The organism is Hymenobacter bucti, assembly GCF_042681145.1.
Lineage (GTDB): Bacteria > Bacteroidota > Bacteroidia > Cytophagales > Hymenobacteraceae > Hymenobacter > Hymenobacter bucti.
In genome coordinates, this window is the sequence record NZ_JBHUFD010000006.1 from 87,499 (window position 1) to 102,365 (window position 14,867).

The 14,867-nt window shown below is 60.9% G+C and carries 13 protein-coding genes; 7 read left to right on the forward strand and 6 right to left on the reverse strand.

Features of this window, described 5'->3' with window-relative positions:
• Positions 1 to 230: 230 nt before the first annotated feature.
• From ACFSDX_RS16840 to ACFSDX_RS16850, 3 genes are read left to right on the forward strand one after another with little or no spacing between them, the layout of a single operon-like run.
• Positions 231 to 818, forward strand: a complete 588-nt coding sequence (locus tag ACFSDX_RS16840) for a (2Fe-2S)-binding protein (RefSeq protein ID WP_382315617.1) — start codon at positions 231 to 233, stop codon at positions 816 to 818.
• A gap of 6 nt (positions 819 to 824) precedes the next feature.
• Complete coding sequence (locus tag ACFSDX_RS16845; RefSeq protein WP_382315619.1) at positions 825 to 1,862, forward strand: FAD binding domain-containing protein; 1,038 nt, start codon at positions 825 to 827, stop codon at positions 1,860 to 1,862.
• Positions 1,863 to 1,868: 6 nt separating this feature from the next.
• Positions 1,869 to 4,142, forward strand: a complete 2,274-nt coding sequence (locus ACFSDX_RS16850) for a xanthine dehydrogenase family protein molybdopterin-binding subunit (RefSeq protein ID WP_382315621.1) — start codon at positions 1,869 to 1,871, stop codon at positions 4,140 to 4,142.
• Positions 4,143 to 4,222: 80 nt separating this feature from the next.
• Here ACFSDX_RS16850 and ACFSDX_RS16855 read toward each other — a convergent pair whose 3' ends face one another.
• From ACFSDX_RS16855 to ACFSDX_RS16870, 4 genes are all read right to left on the reverse strand, one after another.
• On the reverse strand, positions 4,223 to 4,654 hold the full coding sequence (locus ACFSDX_RS16855) for a hypothetical protein (RefSeq protein ID WP_382315622.1): 432 nt from the start codon (positions 4,652 to 4,654) through the stop codon (positions 4,223 to 4,225).
• A 67-nt stretch (positions 4,655 to 4,721) separates the two neighbouring features.
• The gene (locus ACFSDX_RS16860; RefSeq protein ID WP_382315624.1) at positions 4,722 to 5,291 is read right to left on the reverse strand and encodes a hypothetical protein; all 570 of its coding nucleotides are present in this window, start codon (positions 5,289 to 5,291) and stop codon (positions 4,722 to 4,724) included.
• A 254-nt stretch (positions 5,292 to 5,545) separates the two neighbouring features.
• Positions 5,546 to 6,427: an NAD(P)H-binding protein gene (locus ACFSDX_RS16865; protein WP_382315626.1), complete on the reverse strand. Its 882-nt coding sequence runs from the start codon at positions 6,425 to 6,427 to the stop codon at positions 5,546 to 5,548.
• Between the two features lie 224 nt (positions 6,428 to 6,651).
• A complete protein-coding gene (locus ACFSDX_RS16870) occupies positions 6,652 to 7,521 on the reverse strand; it encodes a helix-turn-helix domain-containing protein (RefSeq protein ID WP_382315628.1) in 870 nt (289 codons plus the stop codon).
• A 212-nt stretch (positions 7,522 to 7,733) separates the two neighbouring features.
• Between ACFSDX_RS16870 and ACFSDX_RS16875 the strand changes: the two genes are divergently transcribed.
• The 4 genes from ACFSDX_RS16875 to ACFSDX_RS16890 all read left to right on the forward strand — a co-directional run bounded on the left by ACFSDX_RS16875 (position 7,734) and on the right by ACFSDX_RS16890 (position 11,390).
• Positions 7,734 to 8,618, forward strand: a complete 885-nt coding sequence (locus ACFSDX_RS16875; protein ID WP_382315630.1) for a helix-turn-helix transcriptional regulator — start codon at positions 7,734 to 7,736, stop codon at positions 8,616 to 8,618.
• A 60-nt stretch (positions 8,619 to 8,678) separates the two neighbouring features.
• Positions 8,679 to 9,719 (forward strand): alpha/beta hydrolase, encoded by a 1,041-nt coding sequence (locus tag ACFSDX_RS16880; protein ID WP_382315632.1) that lies wholly within the window; start codon positions 8,679 to 8,681, stop codon positions 9,717 to 9,719.
• 196 nt (positions 9,720 to 9,915) lie between these two features.
• Positions 9,916 to 11,040, forward strand: coding sequence for an XdhC family protein (locus ACFSDX_RS16885; protein WP_382315634.1), 1,125 nt, complete (start codon positions 9,916 to 9,918; stop codon positions 11,038 to 11,040).
• Positions 11,037 to 11,390, forward strand: coding sequence for an ASCH domain-containing protein (locus tag ACFSDX_RS16890; protein ID WP_382315636.1), 354 nt, complete (start codon positions 11,037 to 11,039; stop codon positions 11,388 to 11,390). Before ACFSDX_RS16885 ends, ACFSDX_RS16890 begins: the two co-directional genes overlap by 4 nt.
• A 140-nt stretch (positions 11,391 to 11,530) precedes the next feature.
• Here ACFSDX_RS16890 and ACFSDX_RS16895 read toward each other — a convergent pair whose 3' ends face one another.
• Together ACFSDX_RS16895 and ACFSDX_RS16900 are read right to left on the reverse strand one after the other, a co-directional pair.
• Positions 11,531 to 12,259: an energy transducer TonB gene (locus ACFSDX_RS16895; protein ID WP_382315638.1), complete on the reverse strand. Its 729-nt coding sequence runs from the start codon at positions 12,257 to 12,259 to the stop codon at positions 11,531 to 11,533.
• Positions 12,260 to 12,342: 83 nt separating this feature from the next.
• Positions 12,343 to 14,823, reverse strand: coding sequence for a TonB-dependent receptor (locus ACFSDX_RS16900; protein WP_382315640.1), 2,481 nt, complete (start codon positions 14,821 to 14,823; stop codon positions 12,343 to 12,345).
• Between the last annotated feature and the right edge of the window lie 44 nt (positions 14,824 to 14,867).

A 14,867-nucleotide genomic window follows, 5' to 3' on the forward strand; every position in this document is an offset into this window, starting at 1 on the left:
TTGCTAACGTTTTTGGCTAGTTTATTATAAAATTCGGCCCTTTGCCCTAGTAGCAGCGTTACAAGACATGCACTAACCATCAAGCTTATATAAGCCGTGAGCGCTGGGTTAACTTCCTTATTTAGACGCAGTAAAAACATCAAAAGCTTAAGCTAAGCCGTATCCCGTAGCAATTGCACAGTTGGCTACCCTAGGGGGCAGCTACTCCTATTTCCTCGACCCCTCTACTTATGAGTCTCCACTTCATTCAAGAGCCTTTAGACAAAACGGCGCCGCACGTGGTGCCGGCCCAGGCCGTGACGCTCAACGTCAATGGCGAAGACCACACCATCCAGATTGCGCCCTGGACCAGCCTGCTTGACGCCCTGCGCGAGTACATGGACCTGACCGGCACCAAGAAAGGCTGCGACCACGGCCAGTGCGGTGCCTGCACCGTCCTCGTTGATGGCAAGCGTATTAACTCGTGCCTGGCGCTGGCTACGGTGTACCAGGGTAAGAAAATCCAGACCATTGAAGGCCTGGGTAGTGAGCAAAACCTCTCGCCGCTCCAGCAAGCGTTTGTGGACCACGACGCTTTCCAGTGCGGCTACTGCACGCCGGGCCAGATTTGCTCGGCGCAGGGCCTCATCAATGAGGGGCGCGCTAAGACGGAGGACGAGGTACGCGAGCACATGAGCGGCAACCTCTGCCGCTGCGGTGCTTACACCAACATTCTGTCGGCCGTAATGGAAGTGCTGCACGACGGCCAGGTAGTGGTTGATAACGGCACGCTAGTGACCATTCCGGCCCAGCCCACCACGTCTAGCTCCGTTAATTAATTCGCTATGAACAGTTTCACCCTCACGCAAGCGACGGCCGCCGACGAAGCCGTGCGCGACCTGACCAGCCACGACGGCGCTGCCTACCTAGGTGGCGGCACAAACCTCGTGGACTTGATGAAGTACAACCTCACGCGGCCGACCCACCTTACCAGCCTGGGTTTGCTGCCGCTGAATGACATCAGCAGCCTGCCCGATGGCGGCCTGCGCCTGGGCGCGCTGGCTACCAACGCCGACACGGCCTGGCACCCCGAGGTAGAGAAGCGCTACCCCCTGCTGAGCCAGACTATTTTGGCCGGGGCCACGCCGCAGCTGCGCAACGCGGCTACCAACGGCGGCAATCTCAACCAGCGCACGCGCTGCTACTATTTCTACGACCTCGCCGCGCCCTGCAACAAGCGTGAGCCCGGCACCGGCTGCTCGGCCCTCACCGGCCCCAACCGCGTGTGCGGCGTGCTGGGCACCAGCGAAAGCTGCATTGCCACCCAGCCTAGCGATATGTGCGTAGCCCTGGCCGCCCTCGAAGCCGTGGTGCGCGTGCAAGGCCCCGATGGCGAGCGCACCATCAAGTTTGACGACTACCACCGCCTACCCGGCGACCACCCCGAGAAGGACAACACGCTGAATCCAGGCGAGTTGGTCGTGTCCATCGACCTACCCGAGGAAGGCTACGCCGACCACTTTACCTACCTTAAGCTGCGCGACCGCAGCAGCTACGCCTTTGCACTGGTGAGCGTGGCAGTGGGCTTGAAGATGAACGGCAACGTCATCGAGAAGGCCCGTTTTGCTCTGGGCGGCGTGGCGCACAAGCCCTGGCGCGACCCGGCGGCCGAGCAGATGCTGGAAGGCCAAACGGCCTCGCCCGACTTGTTTCGGCAGGTGGCGGCCAAGGTGTTTGCCGAGGCCAAGGGCTACGGCGAAGGCTCGCTGCACAACTCGTTTAAGATTGAGCTAGGCAAGCGCGCCATCGTGCGGGCGCTCAAGCAGGCTACTGAGATGAGCCAGGTCGTCAATCCCAACGCATTCTTAAATTCTAATCCGTAAGCTAGTATGAGTCAGACTATTGCCACCCCGCCCACCGTCCGCCTCGACAGCGACGTGATTGGCAAACCCGTTAATCGCCCCGAAGGCCCGGCCAAAGTAAGCGGCGCGGCCAAGTACGCCGCCGAGTTTGGCGTAACCGGCTCGCTCTGGTACGGTTACGTCGTGAGCAGCCCGATTACGAAGGGCAAAATCACCAAAATTCACGCCGACGAGGTGCTAGCCATTCCCGGCGTACAGAAGATTTTTTCGCACGAAAACGTGCCTTCGCTGGCCTGGTTCGACCGCAGCTACAAGGACGAAGTGGCGCCCGGCGGCTCGCCGTTCCGCCCGCTGCACGAGCCCGAAATTATGTTCAGCCAGCAGCCGGTGGCGCTGGTGGTGGCCGACACGTTTGAGCTGGCCCGCTACGCCGCCTCGGTACTCCGCATCGAGTACGACGTGGAGGAGTTCAACACGGATATGGAGGCAGTTGGCGCTAAGTCGTTTGACGCGCCGAAGGGCAAAACCGGCTTCCTACCCCCGCCCAAGCCCAAGGGCGACATGGAGGCGGCCTACGCCGAGGCGCCGCATAAGGTGACGGGCAAGTACACGCACGAGGCCCAGCACCACAACCCGATGGAGATGTTCGGGACGACTATCGACTGGCTGGGCGACGGTAAGAAGATGAAAATCTACGACAAGACCCAGGGCTCGGGTAACGTGCAGCAGTACATCGCCAAGGTTTTTGGCCTGAGCACCAAGGAAGCGCGCGTTATCTCGAAGTTCACGGGCGGCGGCTTTGGCGCGGGCTTGCGGCCACAGTACCAGGTGTTTCTGGCGGTGCTGGCGGCGCTGGAGCTGGAGCATTCTATCCGGGTGGTGATGAACCGCTCGCAGATGTTCAGCATGGGCCACCGCGCCCATACGGTGCAGGATATTCGCCTAGCGGCCGACGACCAGGGCTACTTGCAGGCCATGGAGCACAAGGCGCTGGCCGAGACCTCGCAGTTTGAGGACGCCACCGAAACGGTGGTGAACTGGTCGGGCATCATGTACAACGTGCCCAACTCGCAGTTCGACTACCAACTGACCCGCATCGACGTGAACACGCCGGCCGACATGCGCGCCCCCGGCGCCGCTACCGGCAACTTTGCCATCGAGAGCGCCATCGACGAGCTTTCGTACAAGGCCGGCGTGGACCCCATGGATTTCCGCCTGCTCAACTACACCTACTCCGACCCCGTGGTCGATAAGCCCTTCAGCAGTAAGCGCCTCAACGATTGCTACCACGAAGGCGCCGCCCGCTTCGGCTGGGAGCAGCGCAACCCCGAGCCCCGCTCGATGCGCGACGAAAACGGCCTGCTCGTAGGCTGGGGCGTGGCCGCCGGCTGCTGGGATGCCTCCATGCAAAAGGCCGAGGCCAAAGCCAGCCTTGCCGCCGATGGTCGCCTCACCGTAACCAGCGCCACCAACGACCAAGGCGCTGGCACCTACGTCATTATGACCCAAATGGCCGCCCAGACCCTCGGGCTGCCGATGGCGCAGGTCACCTTCGAGCTCGGCGATACCGAGATGCCCGCCGCCCCCATCCAGGGCGGCTCCTGGACGGCCAACTCGGTGGGTGCCGCCGTGCAGAACGCCTGCCAGGAACTCGGCAAAAAGCTGCTCAAGCTGGCCCAGAAAATGGACGACTCGCCCCTCACCGGCGTAGACTTTGAGGACGCGCAGTTCGCGGACGGCCACATCCGCGCCAACGAGGACATCAGCCGCACGGTCGCCATCCGCGACATTTTGGCCGCCAGCGGCGAAGCCAAAATCGAAGCCGACGGCAAAGCCGGCCCGAACCCCATCAACATGCTCAAGTACTCGATGCACTCGCACAACGCGGCCTTCGTGGAAGTGAAAGTGGATGAGGACCTGGGTACCGTGCACGTCACGCGCGTGGTAAACGCCGTGGCCGCCGGCCGCATCATGAACCCCAAAACCGCCCGCAGCCAAATCCTGGGCGGCACGGTGTGGGGCATTAGCATGGCCCTGATGGAGGAAGCTTACCTCAACAACGACCTGGGCCGCTACGTCAACCACAACTACGCCGAGTACCACGTGCCGGTAAATGCGGACATCCACAAAATCGACGTGATTTTTGTGGAAGAGGAAGACGACATCGCCAGCCCCATCGGCGTCAAAGGCGTCGGCGAAATCGGGATGCTGGGCGTAGCCGCCGCCATCTGCAACGCCGTGTACCACGCCACCGGCAAGCGCATCCGCGAATTGCCGCTGACGATTGATAAGCTGCTGTAAGGTTTTAGTTTAGGTAGAATATAGAAGCGCCCCGTAGCCGATTGGCTGCAGGGCGCTTTTTGTTGCTAGTTAGTTTAATACTACTTTTCATTGACTTGGATTTTTCCTTCTGAAAAACAGGCCACCAGATAATTCTGATATGGGTCAACACCAGTTTCATTTAAGCACCATTGCCAATCAACAATGCCTACATTGGTTGGCAGGGTCAATTTAAAATTATTACCAAATTCGATTTTGAGATTGCCCAAGTTATCAAGCTCGACACTAATAATTTCTCTTCTCATAGCAGCTGCGACTATCGCACTTTTGCTAATGCATTCCTTATCAACCGTACTTTCGAAATAGATATAATTATCTTTAAATAGTGTATCAAGCACTTTTTCGTCTTCCGATATTATATCATGAGCAGTCAACCAATAGCCACCGATATATAAATCCCAAGTGTCACCCGTACTGAATCTTGATATGAAGGAGCCGATTAACTTACTTCTTAGCATCTCAAGTGCCTCCATCCGCAATAAATTGTATTACTCGAAATAATTTGCAACCTGATTCTGCAGAACTTTACAGCTGGACGATTTAATTTTCTTCATGACTATCTCGAAGACGCTGGATATCATCTATATCCTTTGGACGAGCCGTCGATTCCTTATCAGCTATCAAATCCTCAAAATTAATAAATGAAATATCAGCTCCGTTCACCTCAATAATCTCGCGTCTAGCAAAGGCAGGACCAAAGCTTATTGCGGATTTAATGGATGGCAGTAGGTCAAGAGTGAATAGGTCAAACTCATATCTGAAAAACGATTTTCTAGGATTAGGAGCTTGTTCGTTTTTAAATATTGCAACATCTTGCCCCAGGGTAACGAGCGCATCCAGAAGCTTGAAATAATTTGTGTAGGTAGGGCTGTACCAGATATCTATGTCCGGCCTATCAGCAGGTAAGCCGGCCATCGTAATAGAATGTCTGAAATAGCCGTAATAGGCAACTGCACTACCACCGACGATTAAATAATCAATATTATGATTATTTAACACTCTGCAAACTTTTACTATGCTTTCAAGCAGCTGATTATTTGCGAGCATTGCCATTCTGCCTTCTCGCCCGAAGCGTCTGAAATATTTCAGCCATTTGCTTTGTCTCTGCATCAAGCTTAGCTTTCTCCGCAGCGGATAAGGTAGCTAGCTGTATATCTCGCTTCATTTCCTCGAAGCTGCTGTATTTGGTGAGTCTACCGTTCATGGCGTGACGTGCTCTTTAAAAGGCAGCTATCGCGTGCCCCATTTTGCAGAAGCAAGGTACTGAGTGTTGACCACATAGGCCCATTTGCACCGATGCACAAAAATGCCTGGCACCTTACGGATGCCGGGCGTTTTAGCTTCTTAAATTATTATCTACCGCTTCAAAAAGCCGCCGCGAACTCCTGGGCAAACTCTTCCAGCTTCACCTTACCTAGGGCGGGCTTGTGCTGCACGTAGTCCTCGGCCAGGGCGCCGCTGCTCATGCTGGCGTAGATGTCCACGATGTCGGCGGCGGTGCTGGCGGGCAGGCCGTTTTGGAGGAGGTTGGCGCGCATCTGCTCGTCGGTGAAGGCTACCCAGCGCAGGTCGGGCTGGCCGATGGCGGCCCCTAGGGCCTGCGCTACTTCGTCTTGGGTGCGCTCGTCGCTGGCTACGTAGCGGATGGTGCGGCCGGCCGGGGCGGTGGGGTTGGTCAGCTCTTCGGCGGCGGCGGCGGCAATATCCCGCGGGTGCACCAGCGCCACCCGGTAGCTGCCGGCGCAGTTGGCCCCCAGGAAGCCGGCGCCTTTTATCATGCCCACGAAGCTGTAGTAGTTGGTGTAGAAGGAGGTAGGGCGCAGGTGCGTGAGCGCCAGGCCCGGCAGCGCCGCCAGGATTTCCTCCACATCGTGCGAGCCCAGGATGCCGCCGGTGCCGTGGTCGCGGTGTGCGCCCCAGCTGCTGAGCTGCACCACCCGCCGCACGCCCGCCTGCCCGATGGCCTGCGCATAGTGACGGCCAATACGTTGGGAATACGCCCGCGAATCGGGCTCTCGGTAGCCGCCCGCCACCATCGCGTACACGGCATCGGCCCCGGCGAAGGTGGCGGCCAGGAAGTCCGCATCTTCGAAGGTGCCAATGGCGGCGGTGGCCCCTAGGGCTTCGATGGCGACCCGGCGCTCGGGCTGGCTGCTGATAACGGTGACGGCGTGGCCTTGCTGTACAAGCTCGGTAGCGAGCGGCTTGCTGATGTTCCCGAGGGAACCGGTGACGATGATTTTCATGGGGCAAAGCTCCGGCGGGCCGGGGCGTGAGGGAAGGGCGAAAGGGCGGGAAGATTGGGCCAAAGGGCGGCGAGCAACCGTATTACCTCACCCCCCGGCCCCCTCTCCTTGGGGAGAGGGGGAGCCGACCGCGAGCAAATGCAAGCTTACGTCAGAAGTCGTCAGGCTCCCCCTCTCCCCAAGGAGAGGGGGCCGGGGGGTGAGGTTACGCGCCTGACGAGTTCTTACAACCGCTGCCGGTAGCTGGCAGGCGACACGCCCATATTATTCCGAAAAAACCGGCCGAAGGTGGACTGGTCGGCGAAGTGCAGCGTGTCCGCAATCTGGTTGATGGTGAGGGCGGGGTTTTGGAGCAGCACGCAGGCTTCGAGCAGCACGGCTTCGGCCAGCCACTCGGCGGCGCGCTTACCGGTGGCTTCGCGCACGGTTTCGGCGAGGTGCTTGGGGGTGATGCACAGCTTATCGGCGTAGAAAGCCAGGCTGCGCTCGGTAGCGTAGTGGGTGTTGACCAGCTTTTTGAAATCGGCGGCAATGAGCTGGCTGCGCGTCTGGATGGTGTTCGGCGAGGTGTGCTGCGCGCTGTAGATGGGCGCCGTTTCGTGCAGTAGAATGTGGATGAGGCTGCGCAAAATCTCCTCGCGGTAGGCGTGCGGCGCGTCGTATTTCTGCCCGATGGTTTGCAGCAGGGCCGTGATACTCGCCGCCTCGGCGGGCGGCAGGGTGAGCACGTGGCGGGCGTCGCGCTCAAAGAACGCGAACGCATCCAGGTTCGGGCCGCCGCCCGCCGCAATGAATTCCTTGGTAAAGAAGATGCTGAGGGCCTCGCAGTCTTCTGACATAAAAGCCCACTGCTTGATGACGTAGGGCGAGAGCACCATCAGCGAATTTGGCCCTAGGTCATACGTTTCGAGGTTGACTTGCAGGCGGGCGCTGCCGCGCAGCACAATGCCGATTTTATAATAATCGCTGCGATACGGCTGGTCGATAGGCAGGTGCGGCGCCGTGGAATTGGGACCTAGGAAGAACACGGCGGCCGGCCCTGCCTTGGTTTCGGCGAGGGCATCTAGCTGATAGACGGGGATGGTGGCGTTCATAATATGGACGGAATCAGCGAAAACTGGCGGCTCTTGAAAAGGTAACGCGCGGGCCGGCCAAGCAACGCGCAGACGCGCAGCGTCCACGGTACCGCCGAAACCCCGCTGCGTAGTGGGTGGTTTACCTGCTTCCGGCGCTACGAAGGGCACTTTCGCAACATGATGGGCGCGGCGGGCCTACCCTACTTCCTAAAACAGCTTCCCCCACCACCGTGCTCTTTCAGCAATTTTCTTTTAAATCGTTTGGCTACTTGAATTTTAGCGCGGGACAAGCGGAGCTACTGCGCCGGCCCGAAACCGCTGGCTTCATCAAGATTTTGCTGGTCGAAGCCGGGGGTAAAGTAGTGGTCGATTTTCAGGAATACCAACCGGAGCAGGCGGCGCTGTTTTTTATCAATGGCGGGCAATACTACGCGCTGGACGAGGCCTGCGCGGGCACCGCGCTGTGCTACAACCGGGACTTTTACTGCGTCGAGATTCACGATAAGGAGGTGGCCTGCGACGGCATTCTCTTTCACAATGCCTACGAGCTGCCCGTGGTGCGGGTGCCGGCCGACGCCCGCCCAGCCCTAAACCGGCTGCTGCACGGCATCGAGCAGGAGCTGGCGCGGCCCGATGCCCACCAGGAAGAAATGATACGGCTGCTACTCAAGCAACTCATTATCACGGCCACACGCCTCTGGAAGCAGCAGCACGGCGTGGCCAGCGAGCAGGCCCGGCAGGAGGTCGAGTTTGCCCGCACCTTCAGCCAGCTGGTGGAGTGGCACTACCGCCGCTACCACGCGGTGGCCGACTACGCCGCCCTGCTGCACCTCACGCCCAAGGCGCTGCACAAGCGCCTGGCGCGCACCGGCCACCTAGGCCCCAATGATGTCATCAAGAACCGCATTATCTTGGAAGCCAAGCGCTTGCTAGCGCATACCCAGCTCCTAGTGAAAGAAATAGGCTACAAGCTGGGCTACGACGACACGTCGTATTTCAGCCGGCTTTTTACGCAGCAAACCGGTACCACGCCCCACCTCTTTCGGCAGCACTACCAGCAGGAGGCCGTGCCCGAGGGGGAAAATGTGCTAGCAATGTCGCCAATCGTGCCTTGAGCGGCCGGGGGGGCCGCTGGACCTTTGTGGTAGTACTTGACCATTCTGTTTCGCTTCCCCATGAAATCCTTGTCTTTGTGGCAGGGCGCGGCCGCCACAGCCGCCCTCCTGTTCTCGCTCACCGCCTCGGCCCAGGCCGTAGACCCCGCCCAGGACCCGCGCATCTCGCCGCCGGTTCGCACCTTCCTCAAAGGCCTGAACGCCAGCGGTGGCAAGCCCATGGAACAGCTCGCCCCCAAGGATGCGCGGGCGGTGCTGACCGGGGCGCAGGCCTCGGTAAAAGTGGATATGTCGGGCGTGAAGGTGAGTGAAAAAACCATCACCCAGGACGGCCAGACGGTGAAAATCACCATCGTGAAGCCGACCGCCGCCACCGGCGCGCTACCCGTGTTTATGTTCTTCCACGGCGGCGGCTGGGTGCTGGGCGACTACCCCACCCACCAGCGCATGGTGCGCGACCTGGTGGTAGAGTCGGGCGCGGCGGCCGTGTTCGTCAACTACACGCCCTCACCGGAGGCCCACTACCCGGTGGCCATTAACCAGGCCTACGCCGCTACCAAATGGGTGGCTGAGCACGGCACCGAAATCGGCGTCGATGGCCAGCGCCTGGCCGTGGCCGGCAACAGCGTGGGCGGCAACATGGCCACCGTAGTAGCCCTGATGGCCAAGGAAAAGCAAGGCCCCAAGCTGCGCCTGCAAGTGCTGTTTTGGCCCGTTACGGACGCCACGTTCGAGACGCCTTCCTACAACGAGTTTGCCACCGGCCGCTTCCTCACCAAGAACATGATGAAGTGGTTTTGGGACAACTACACCACCAATCCCCAGGAGCGCAAGGACATTCACGCCTCGCCCCTGCAAGCCACGAGCCAGCAGCTGGCCGGCCTGCCCGCCGCCTTTGTGCAAACCGCTGAAAACGACGTGCTGCGCGACGAAGGCGAAGCCTACGCCCGCAAGCTCGAAGAAGCCGGCGTACGCGTAACCTCGGTGCGCTACAACGGCATGATTCACGACTGGGGCCTGCTCAACGCCATCAGCGAGGTGAGCGGCACCCGCTCGGCCCTGCTCCAGGCGGCGGCTGAGTTGAAGAAGGCGCTGAAGTAATTCGCTGCTAAAATTGTGTTCGGGAAGGCCCGCAGCGTTGCTGCGGGCCTTTTTGTTGCGCGGACTTTATAGTCTGCGTTTCCGCCTGCCCAAACGCGGACTACAAAGTTCGCGCAACACCGGCCCGTAGCTGGTGGTTACTTAACAACCGCCCTGCGCCCCTGAGCGTATTAGGTAGGCTACGCTTTTCCATCTAATGACTGAACTCCAACGCCTGTTTCTCGCCTACGACCAGCGCCGCGCCGCGAGCCGCCCCTGCGCCCTGGCCACCGTAGTCGAGGTGCTAGGCTCGGCCTACCGCCGCCCCGGCGCCCGCATGCTCGTCACTGAGGACGGCGAGTTGACCGGCGCCATCAGCGGCGGCTGCCTCGAAGGCGATGCCCGACAACGGGCGCGGCGCGCCATCTTCCAGGGCGAGCCGGCCCTTGTGACTTATGACACCCGCGACGAAGACGACCCGCGCCACGGCCTCGGCCCCGGCTGTCAGGGCGTAGTCCGCATTTTGCTAGAGCCGCTCGATTTTCAGAACCCCGACAACCCGCTGGAAATTCTGCGCGGCTTTGCGCAGCACCCCACGCCGGCCGTGCTGGCCACCGTTTTTGAAACCGATGCCAGCGGCCTGAAAGCCGCCGTGGGCCAGCGCGTGCTGCTCTCCGAAGCCGGGGTGGTGCGCGGTACGCCGCTGCTGGCCGCCCCGCTGGCCGAGGCCGCCCGCGCCACCCTAGCGCAGCGGAAACCGCAGATTCTTACCATCGAAACCGATGCTGGCCCGGTGCGCGCCTCGCTCGAAGTGCTGCTGCCGCCGCTGCGCCTGGTGGTATACGGCGCCGGCAACGACGCTCAGCCACTGGTGCACCTCGCCGGCTCGCTGGGTTGGCACATCACGGTGGTCGATGGCCGGCCCAACCTGGCTACCGCCGCCCGCTTTCCCGAAGCGGCCGAGGTCCGCATCGTGCCGGTGCGCGAGTTGGAAACCGCCACGCCCGACCCGCTGGCCTACCACGTGCTGCTCAGCCACAACTACGCCTACGACCTAGCCGCGCTGCAAACGCTGCTAGATTCGCCCGCGCCCTACATCGGCCTGCTTGGCCCGCGCCTTAAGGCGCAACGCCTGCTCGATGAGCTTGACACCGCGCCGGCGGAATTGGTGGAGCAGCTGCGCGCACGCCTGCACAGCCCCATCGGTCTCGACCTAGGCAGCGAAACGCCGGAGGAAATCGCCCTCGCCATCGTGGCCGAGATTCAGGCGCAGCACAGCGGGCGGCAGGGGCGGCCGCTGCGCGAGCGGGCGGGGACGGTGCACATTCCGGCCGAAGCGTGATTTTAGGATTCGATGAGGCGTTTGCGCCGGCCATCGTCGCGGGCACCAAAATCCACACCATTCGGGTGGGCCAGCGCTGGCAAGCGGGTGAGGTAGCGCACTTCTGCGTGCATGCCGGGCAGCCCAACCAGCGCGAGTTTTGGGAGCCTCAGCCGGTGCAGTTGGTGCAGGACGTTGAGCTAACCGCCACCGAATTACGCGTAGATGACCGCCTGCTTCCAGCGGCTGAGTTGCTGACGCTAGCCCAAGCCGACGGCTTCCCGACAACTGAGGCGCTGCTTGCTTATTTTGCTGATAAGCTTCTCCCCTTCCGGGGCCAACTCGTGCACTGGACCACCCGCCGGTATTAATAGCGACGATTTTAGCTTTCTTAAGTAAGCTTCCCGGCTTCTTACTAGCGCCCACGTCTCCCATTCTATCAATGCTTAGCTGGCCTTGCCGGGCGCTGGGCAGCAGCCCTAGGTCCTACCCCAGCCTGCCCCGCAGCTGACTAACGAAACACTACCGGCACGATAAACCGCACCGCGGTGGGCTCGCCATTGAGCAAGCCGGGCTGCCAGCGGGGTAGCGCCGCTACAGCGCGCAGTACTTCGGCATCATAGGTCGGGTCAATGCCCTTGATAATGCTGGTACTCGTGATATTGCCCTGCGGGCCCACTATAAATTGTACCAGCACCTTGCCGTCGCCCTGAATGGGTGGCGCGCCCGCGGGGCGGCGAATGGTGCTGGCTAGGTACTGCACCACTCCCTTCTTATCCGGAAATTTGGGCATTTGCTCCACAATCTGCGGCACGTGGCTGTCGGCATCTGCCTCCTTTGTGAAGACGACTACGGTGTGGCCGGCGTGCCACATCACCTTTTGGCGCAGGGTGCCGTCCTCGTTCCAATACTGCCACACACCCTCGCGCTTGCCGTTGGCAAACCGCCCCGTGGTGCGCTGGGCGCTCGAGCGGAAGTAGTACGTCGCGGGCCCATCCTTCACCACGGGTGGGCCGGGCCACCCTAGGGCTTCCAGCTGCCGCTCGCCGGTGATGTAGTAATCCTGAATGCGGCAGCGGCCCGAGTCGAGCGGGGTTACCAAGCCGTAGTACACAGCGTTGAGGCGCGCTACGTGCCGCCAGCTGCCGTCGTAGAAAGTAGTGTCGCGGGCTGGCTGGGGTAGCACCATCGCCGCTGGTCCCGAAGCACTCAGCAAGGGCAGTAAGACAAGTACATTCATCAGGGACAAGGCATTAAGCACCTAGGAGCCCTAAAGGAAAGCTTGCCCGACTGTAGCTTGCATGAACCGCCGAGCTAAAGCTATTATTGCTCAAACCCGCCGCCACCGTCCTCTTTCTCCTCTTTGCGGCGGAGTTTGGCAGCCTCGCCATCGCGGCCGAAGCGGTAGCTGAAGCTGAGAAAGCCTATCCGCGACTCGCGCTTGTTGTAGCTCACCGATTCGAGGCCATTGCCGTAAGCGTTGAAGTTGAAGCGCAGCGTGTTGAACACGTCCGACACGCGTAGCGTGATGCTGCCCCGGTCCTGGGGTAGGCAAGTGTACTTGGCAGCGGCATCGACGTTGAACGACGTTTGGCGGCGGCCCTGGGCCGTTACGATGGGCGAGCGGTAGTTGAGCGACACCTGCAAATCGAGCTTCTTGACGGGCGTAATGGTCGTGTTGAGGCGGCTGGTGTACGCGAAGTTGCTGTTCGTGATATCGCTACTAGCCACAGTGCCCTGGATGACGCGCCGAAAGGCCGAAGCCGTCCCATTGACCTTCCAAAACGAAGCCAGCGGAAAAGAGCCCACCAGTTCCAGGCCGTAGTTTATTTCATCGCCTAGGTTGATGCGGGTAGTGCTCGTGACCTGGGTGCCCGTGAGCGGGTCGGTCACAATCTGGCGGAATGGCTTGATAGTCTGGCTCTCGACGCTGTAGAAACCGGTGGCGCTTACCGAAGCCTTGTTCTCAAACGATTTTTGATAGCCCAGCTCTTCCAGGTCGATATACTCGGGCAGCAGTTGCGGATTGCCAGTGTTGAAATTGAGCGGGTCGGAGCGGTCGGTGAACGGGTTGAGCTCGCCTTGGTCGGGGCGCTGCACCCGGCGCGAGTAGCTGAGCTGCACGCGCTGGTCGTGGGGCAGCTCGTAGGCCAAGGTAGCGCTCGGAAATAAATTGAGGTAGCTGCGGCTAAAATCGTCGCTGGTAGTAACTTGCTGGCCGTGGGTGTTGGTCTGCTCGGCGCGCAGGCCGCCTTGGTAGTGCAGCTTGCCGCGCTCGCCGCCAAAGCTGGCATAGACTGCCTGGATATACTGTTGGTATAAAAATATAGACTGTTGGTACAAGACCGGCCGAGTACTAGCAAAGTCGTAGCTGCTATTGGTGCGCCCCCAAGTGCTTTTGGCGCCAGCTTCTAAGCGCCCTTTCTCACCGACTGGCTCTGTAAAATCGACTTGCGCCGCGCCTTGGTCGAGGCGAGTGCTGAAGTTTTGCTGCTGCGTAGCCAGCGCCCCATCGCCCAAATAGTACAGATTGGTAGCAATGGCGCTCGCGCTGCGTAGCGGCGTGTATACGGCGCCCGCCGTCAGCTCGCGGCCGGGCCGGGCCGCCCAAATGCGGCGGTAGTCGAGCGTGATATCGGCCGAGTTGTTGTGGCCCGTGGTGGCGTTTTGGCGGTTGCTGGTGCCCACGTACACCGGCTGATTGAGCGTCAGGTCGTTCTGGCGCGAGAGCAGCTCATCGGCCGCCGAGCTCTGGTTGAAGCGCGGCTGCACGGCCAGCGTAATGGTTTGGTCGGCGGGCAAGCTGTATTCGAGACCTAGGCGCACGGCGTGCGACGTGTTGTACGTCATGCCGTTGCGGTCTTGGTGCAGGAAAAGTGTGTGCGGCGTGGTGGTAAGCTGGCCGGTGCTGGGGTCGAGCACCGGGGCCACGGTCGTTTGGTCGAGGCTGCCCCTGGTGTAGCGCTGGTCGCGCCGAAAGTCGTACGAGCCAAACGCGTTCAGCTTGCCCTTACGGTAGTTGAGCGTGAGCGAGGTATTGTATTTGTTGCGCGTACCTAGGCCGGCGGCGGCCACGCCATTGAGGCCGTCGCGCTGGTTTTTCTTCAGAATAATGTTGATGATGCCGCCCGCACCGGCTGCATCGTAGCGGGCCGAGGGGTTGGTAATTACCTCGATGCGGTCGATGCTACTGGCCGGAATCTGGTCGAGCGACGTGCCGTTGCCGCCACCCGCCGCGCCGCTGGGCTTGCCATCAATGAAGATGGTGACGCCGCTGGCCCCACGCAGCGTCACGGCGCCGTTTTGGTCTACGGCCACGGAGGGCACGTTTTGGAGCACGTCGGTGGCCGTGCCGCCCACGGCGGTAAGGTCCTTCGAGACGTTCACCACGCGCTTGTCGAGGTCGGCGGCCACGGTGGGGCGCTCGCCTTGCACCACGACATCGGCGAGCTGGGTGGCCGCAGCCCGCAGGCGCAGCGTGCCGAGCTGCGCTACTGGCGCCGCCCCGCTAAGCGTAAGCACCCGGCGCCCAACGCGGTAGCCCAGCACATTGGCGTGCAGCACATAGGTACCCAGTTTCAGGTTTTCGAGGGCAAAAGCGCCGGCTTCGGTGGTTTGGGCGTCGGCCACGGCGGTAGAATCGGGCAGGCGCAGCAGCAGCACCGAGGCAAAGGGCACCGGCTGGCTGGTGGCCGCATCCAGCAGCGTGCCGCGCACGGCGCCGGTTTGCGCCTGGGCCACTACCGGCCCCGCCGCCAGCACGGTAACAAGTAGTAAACCAGTTATTTTCTCAACAAAACGCATAGCAACAACAAAACAGCTGAGCAAAACTATCAGCTGTTTCTGTG

Excerpts from the sequence above, each read along its gene's own strand:
- ACFSDX_RS16840 (WP_382315617.1), top strand. The coding sequence starts at position 231 with ATGAGTCTCCACTTCATTCAAGAGCCTTTAGACAAAACGGCGCCGCAC.
- ACFSDX_RS16845 (WP_382315619.1), top strand. The coding sequence starts at position 825 with ATGAACAGTTTCACCCTCACGCAAGCGACGGCCGCCGACGAAGCCGTG.
- ACFSDX_RS16850 (WP_382315621.1), top strand. The coding sequence starts at position 1,869 with ATGAGTCAGACTATTGCCACCCCGCCCACCGTCCGCCTCGACAGCGAC.
- ACFSDX_RS16855 (WP_382315622.1), bottom strand. The coding sequence starts at position 4,654 with ATGGAGGCACTTGAGATGCTAAGAAGTAAGTTAATCGGCTCCTTCATA.
- ACFSDX_RS16860 (WP_382315624.1), bottom strand. The coding sequence starts at position 5,291 with ATGCAGAGACAAAGCAAATGGCTGAAATATTTCAGACGCTTCGGGCGA.
- ACFSDX_RS16865 (WP_382315626.1), bottom strand. The coding sequence starts at position 6,427 with ATGAAAATCATCGTCACCGGTTCCCTCGGGAACATCAGCAAGCCGCTC.
- ACFSDX_RS16870 (WP_382315628.1), bottom strand. The coding sequence starts at position 7,521 with ATGAACGCCACCATCCCCGTCTATCAGCTAGATGCCCTCGCCGAAACC.
- ACFSDX_RS16880 (WP_382315632.1), top strand. The coding sequence starts at position 8,679 with ATGAAATCCTTGTCTTTGTGGCAGGGCGCGGCCGCCACAGCCGCCCTC.
- ACFSDX_RS16885 (WP_382315634.1), top strand. The coding sequence starts at position 9,916 with ATGACTGAACTCCAACGCCTGTTTCTCGCCTACGACCAGCGCCGCGCC.
- ACFSDX_RS16895 (WP_382315638.1), bottom strand. The coding sequence starts at position 12,259 with ATGAATGTACTTGTCTTACTGCCCTTGCTGAGTGCTTCGGGACCAGCG.
- ACFSDX_RS16900 (WP_382315640.1), bottom strand. The coding sequence starts at position 14,823 with ATGCGTTTTGTTGAGAAAATAACTGGTTTACTACTTGTTACCGTGCTG.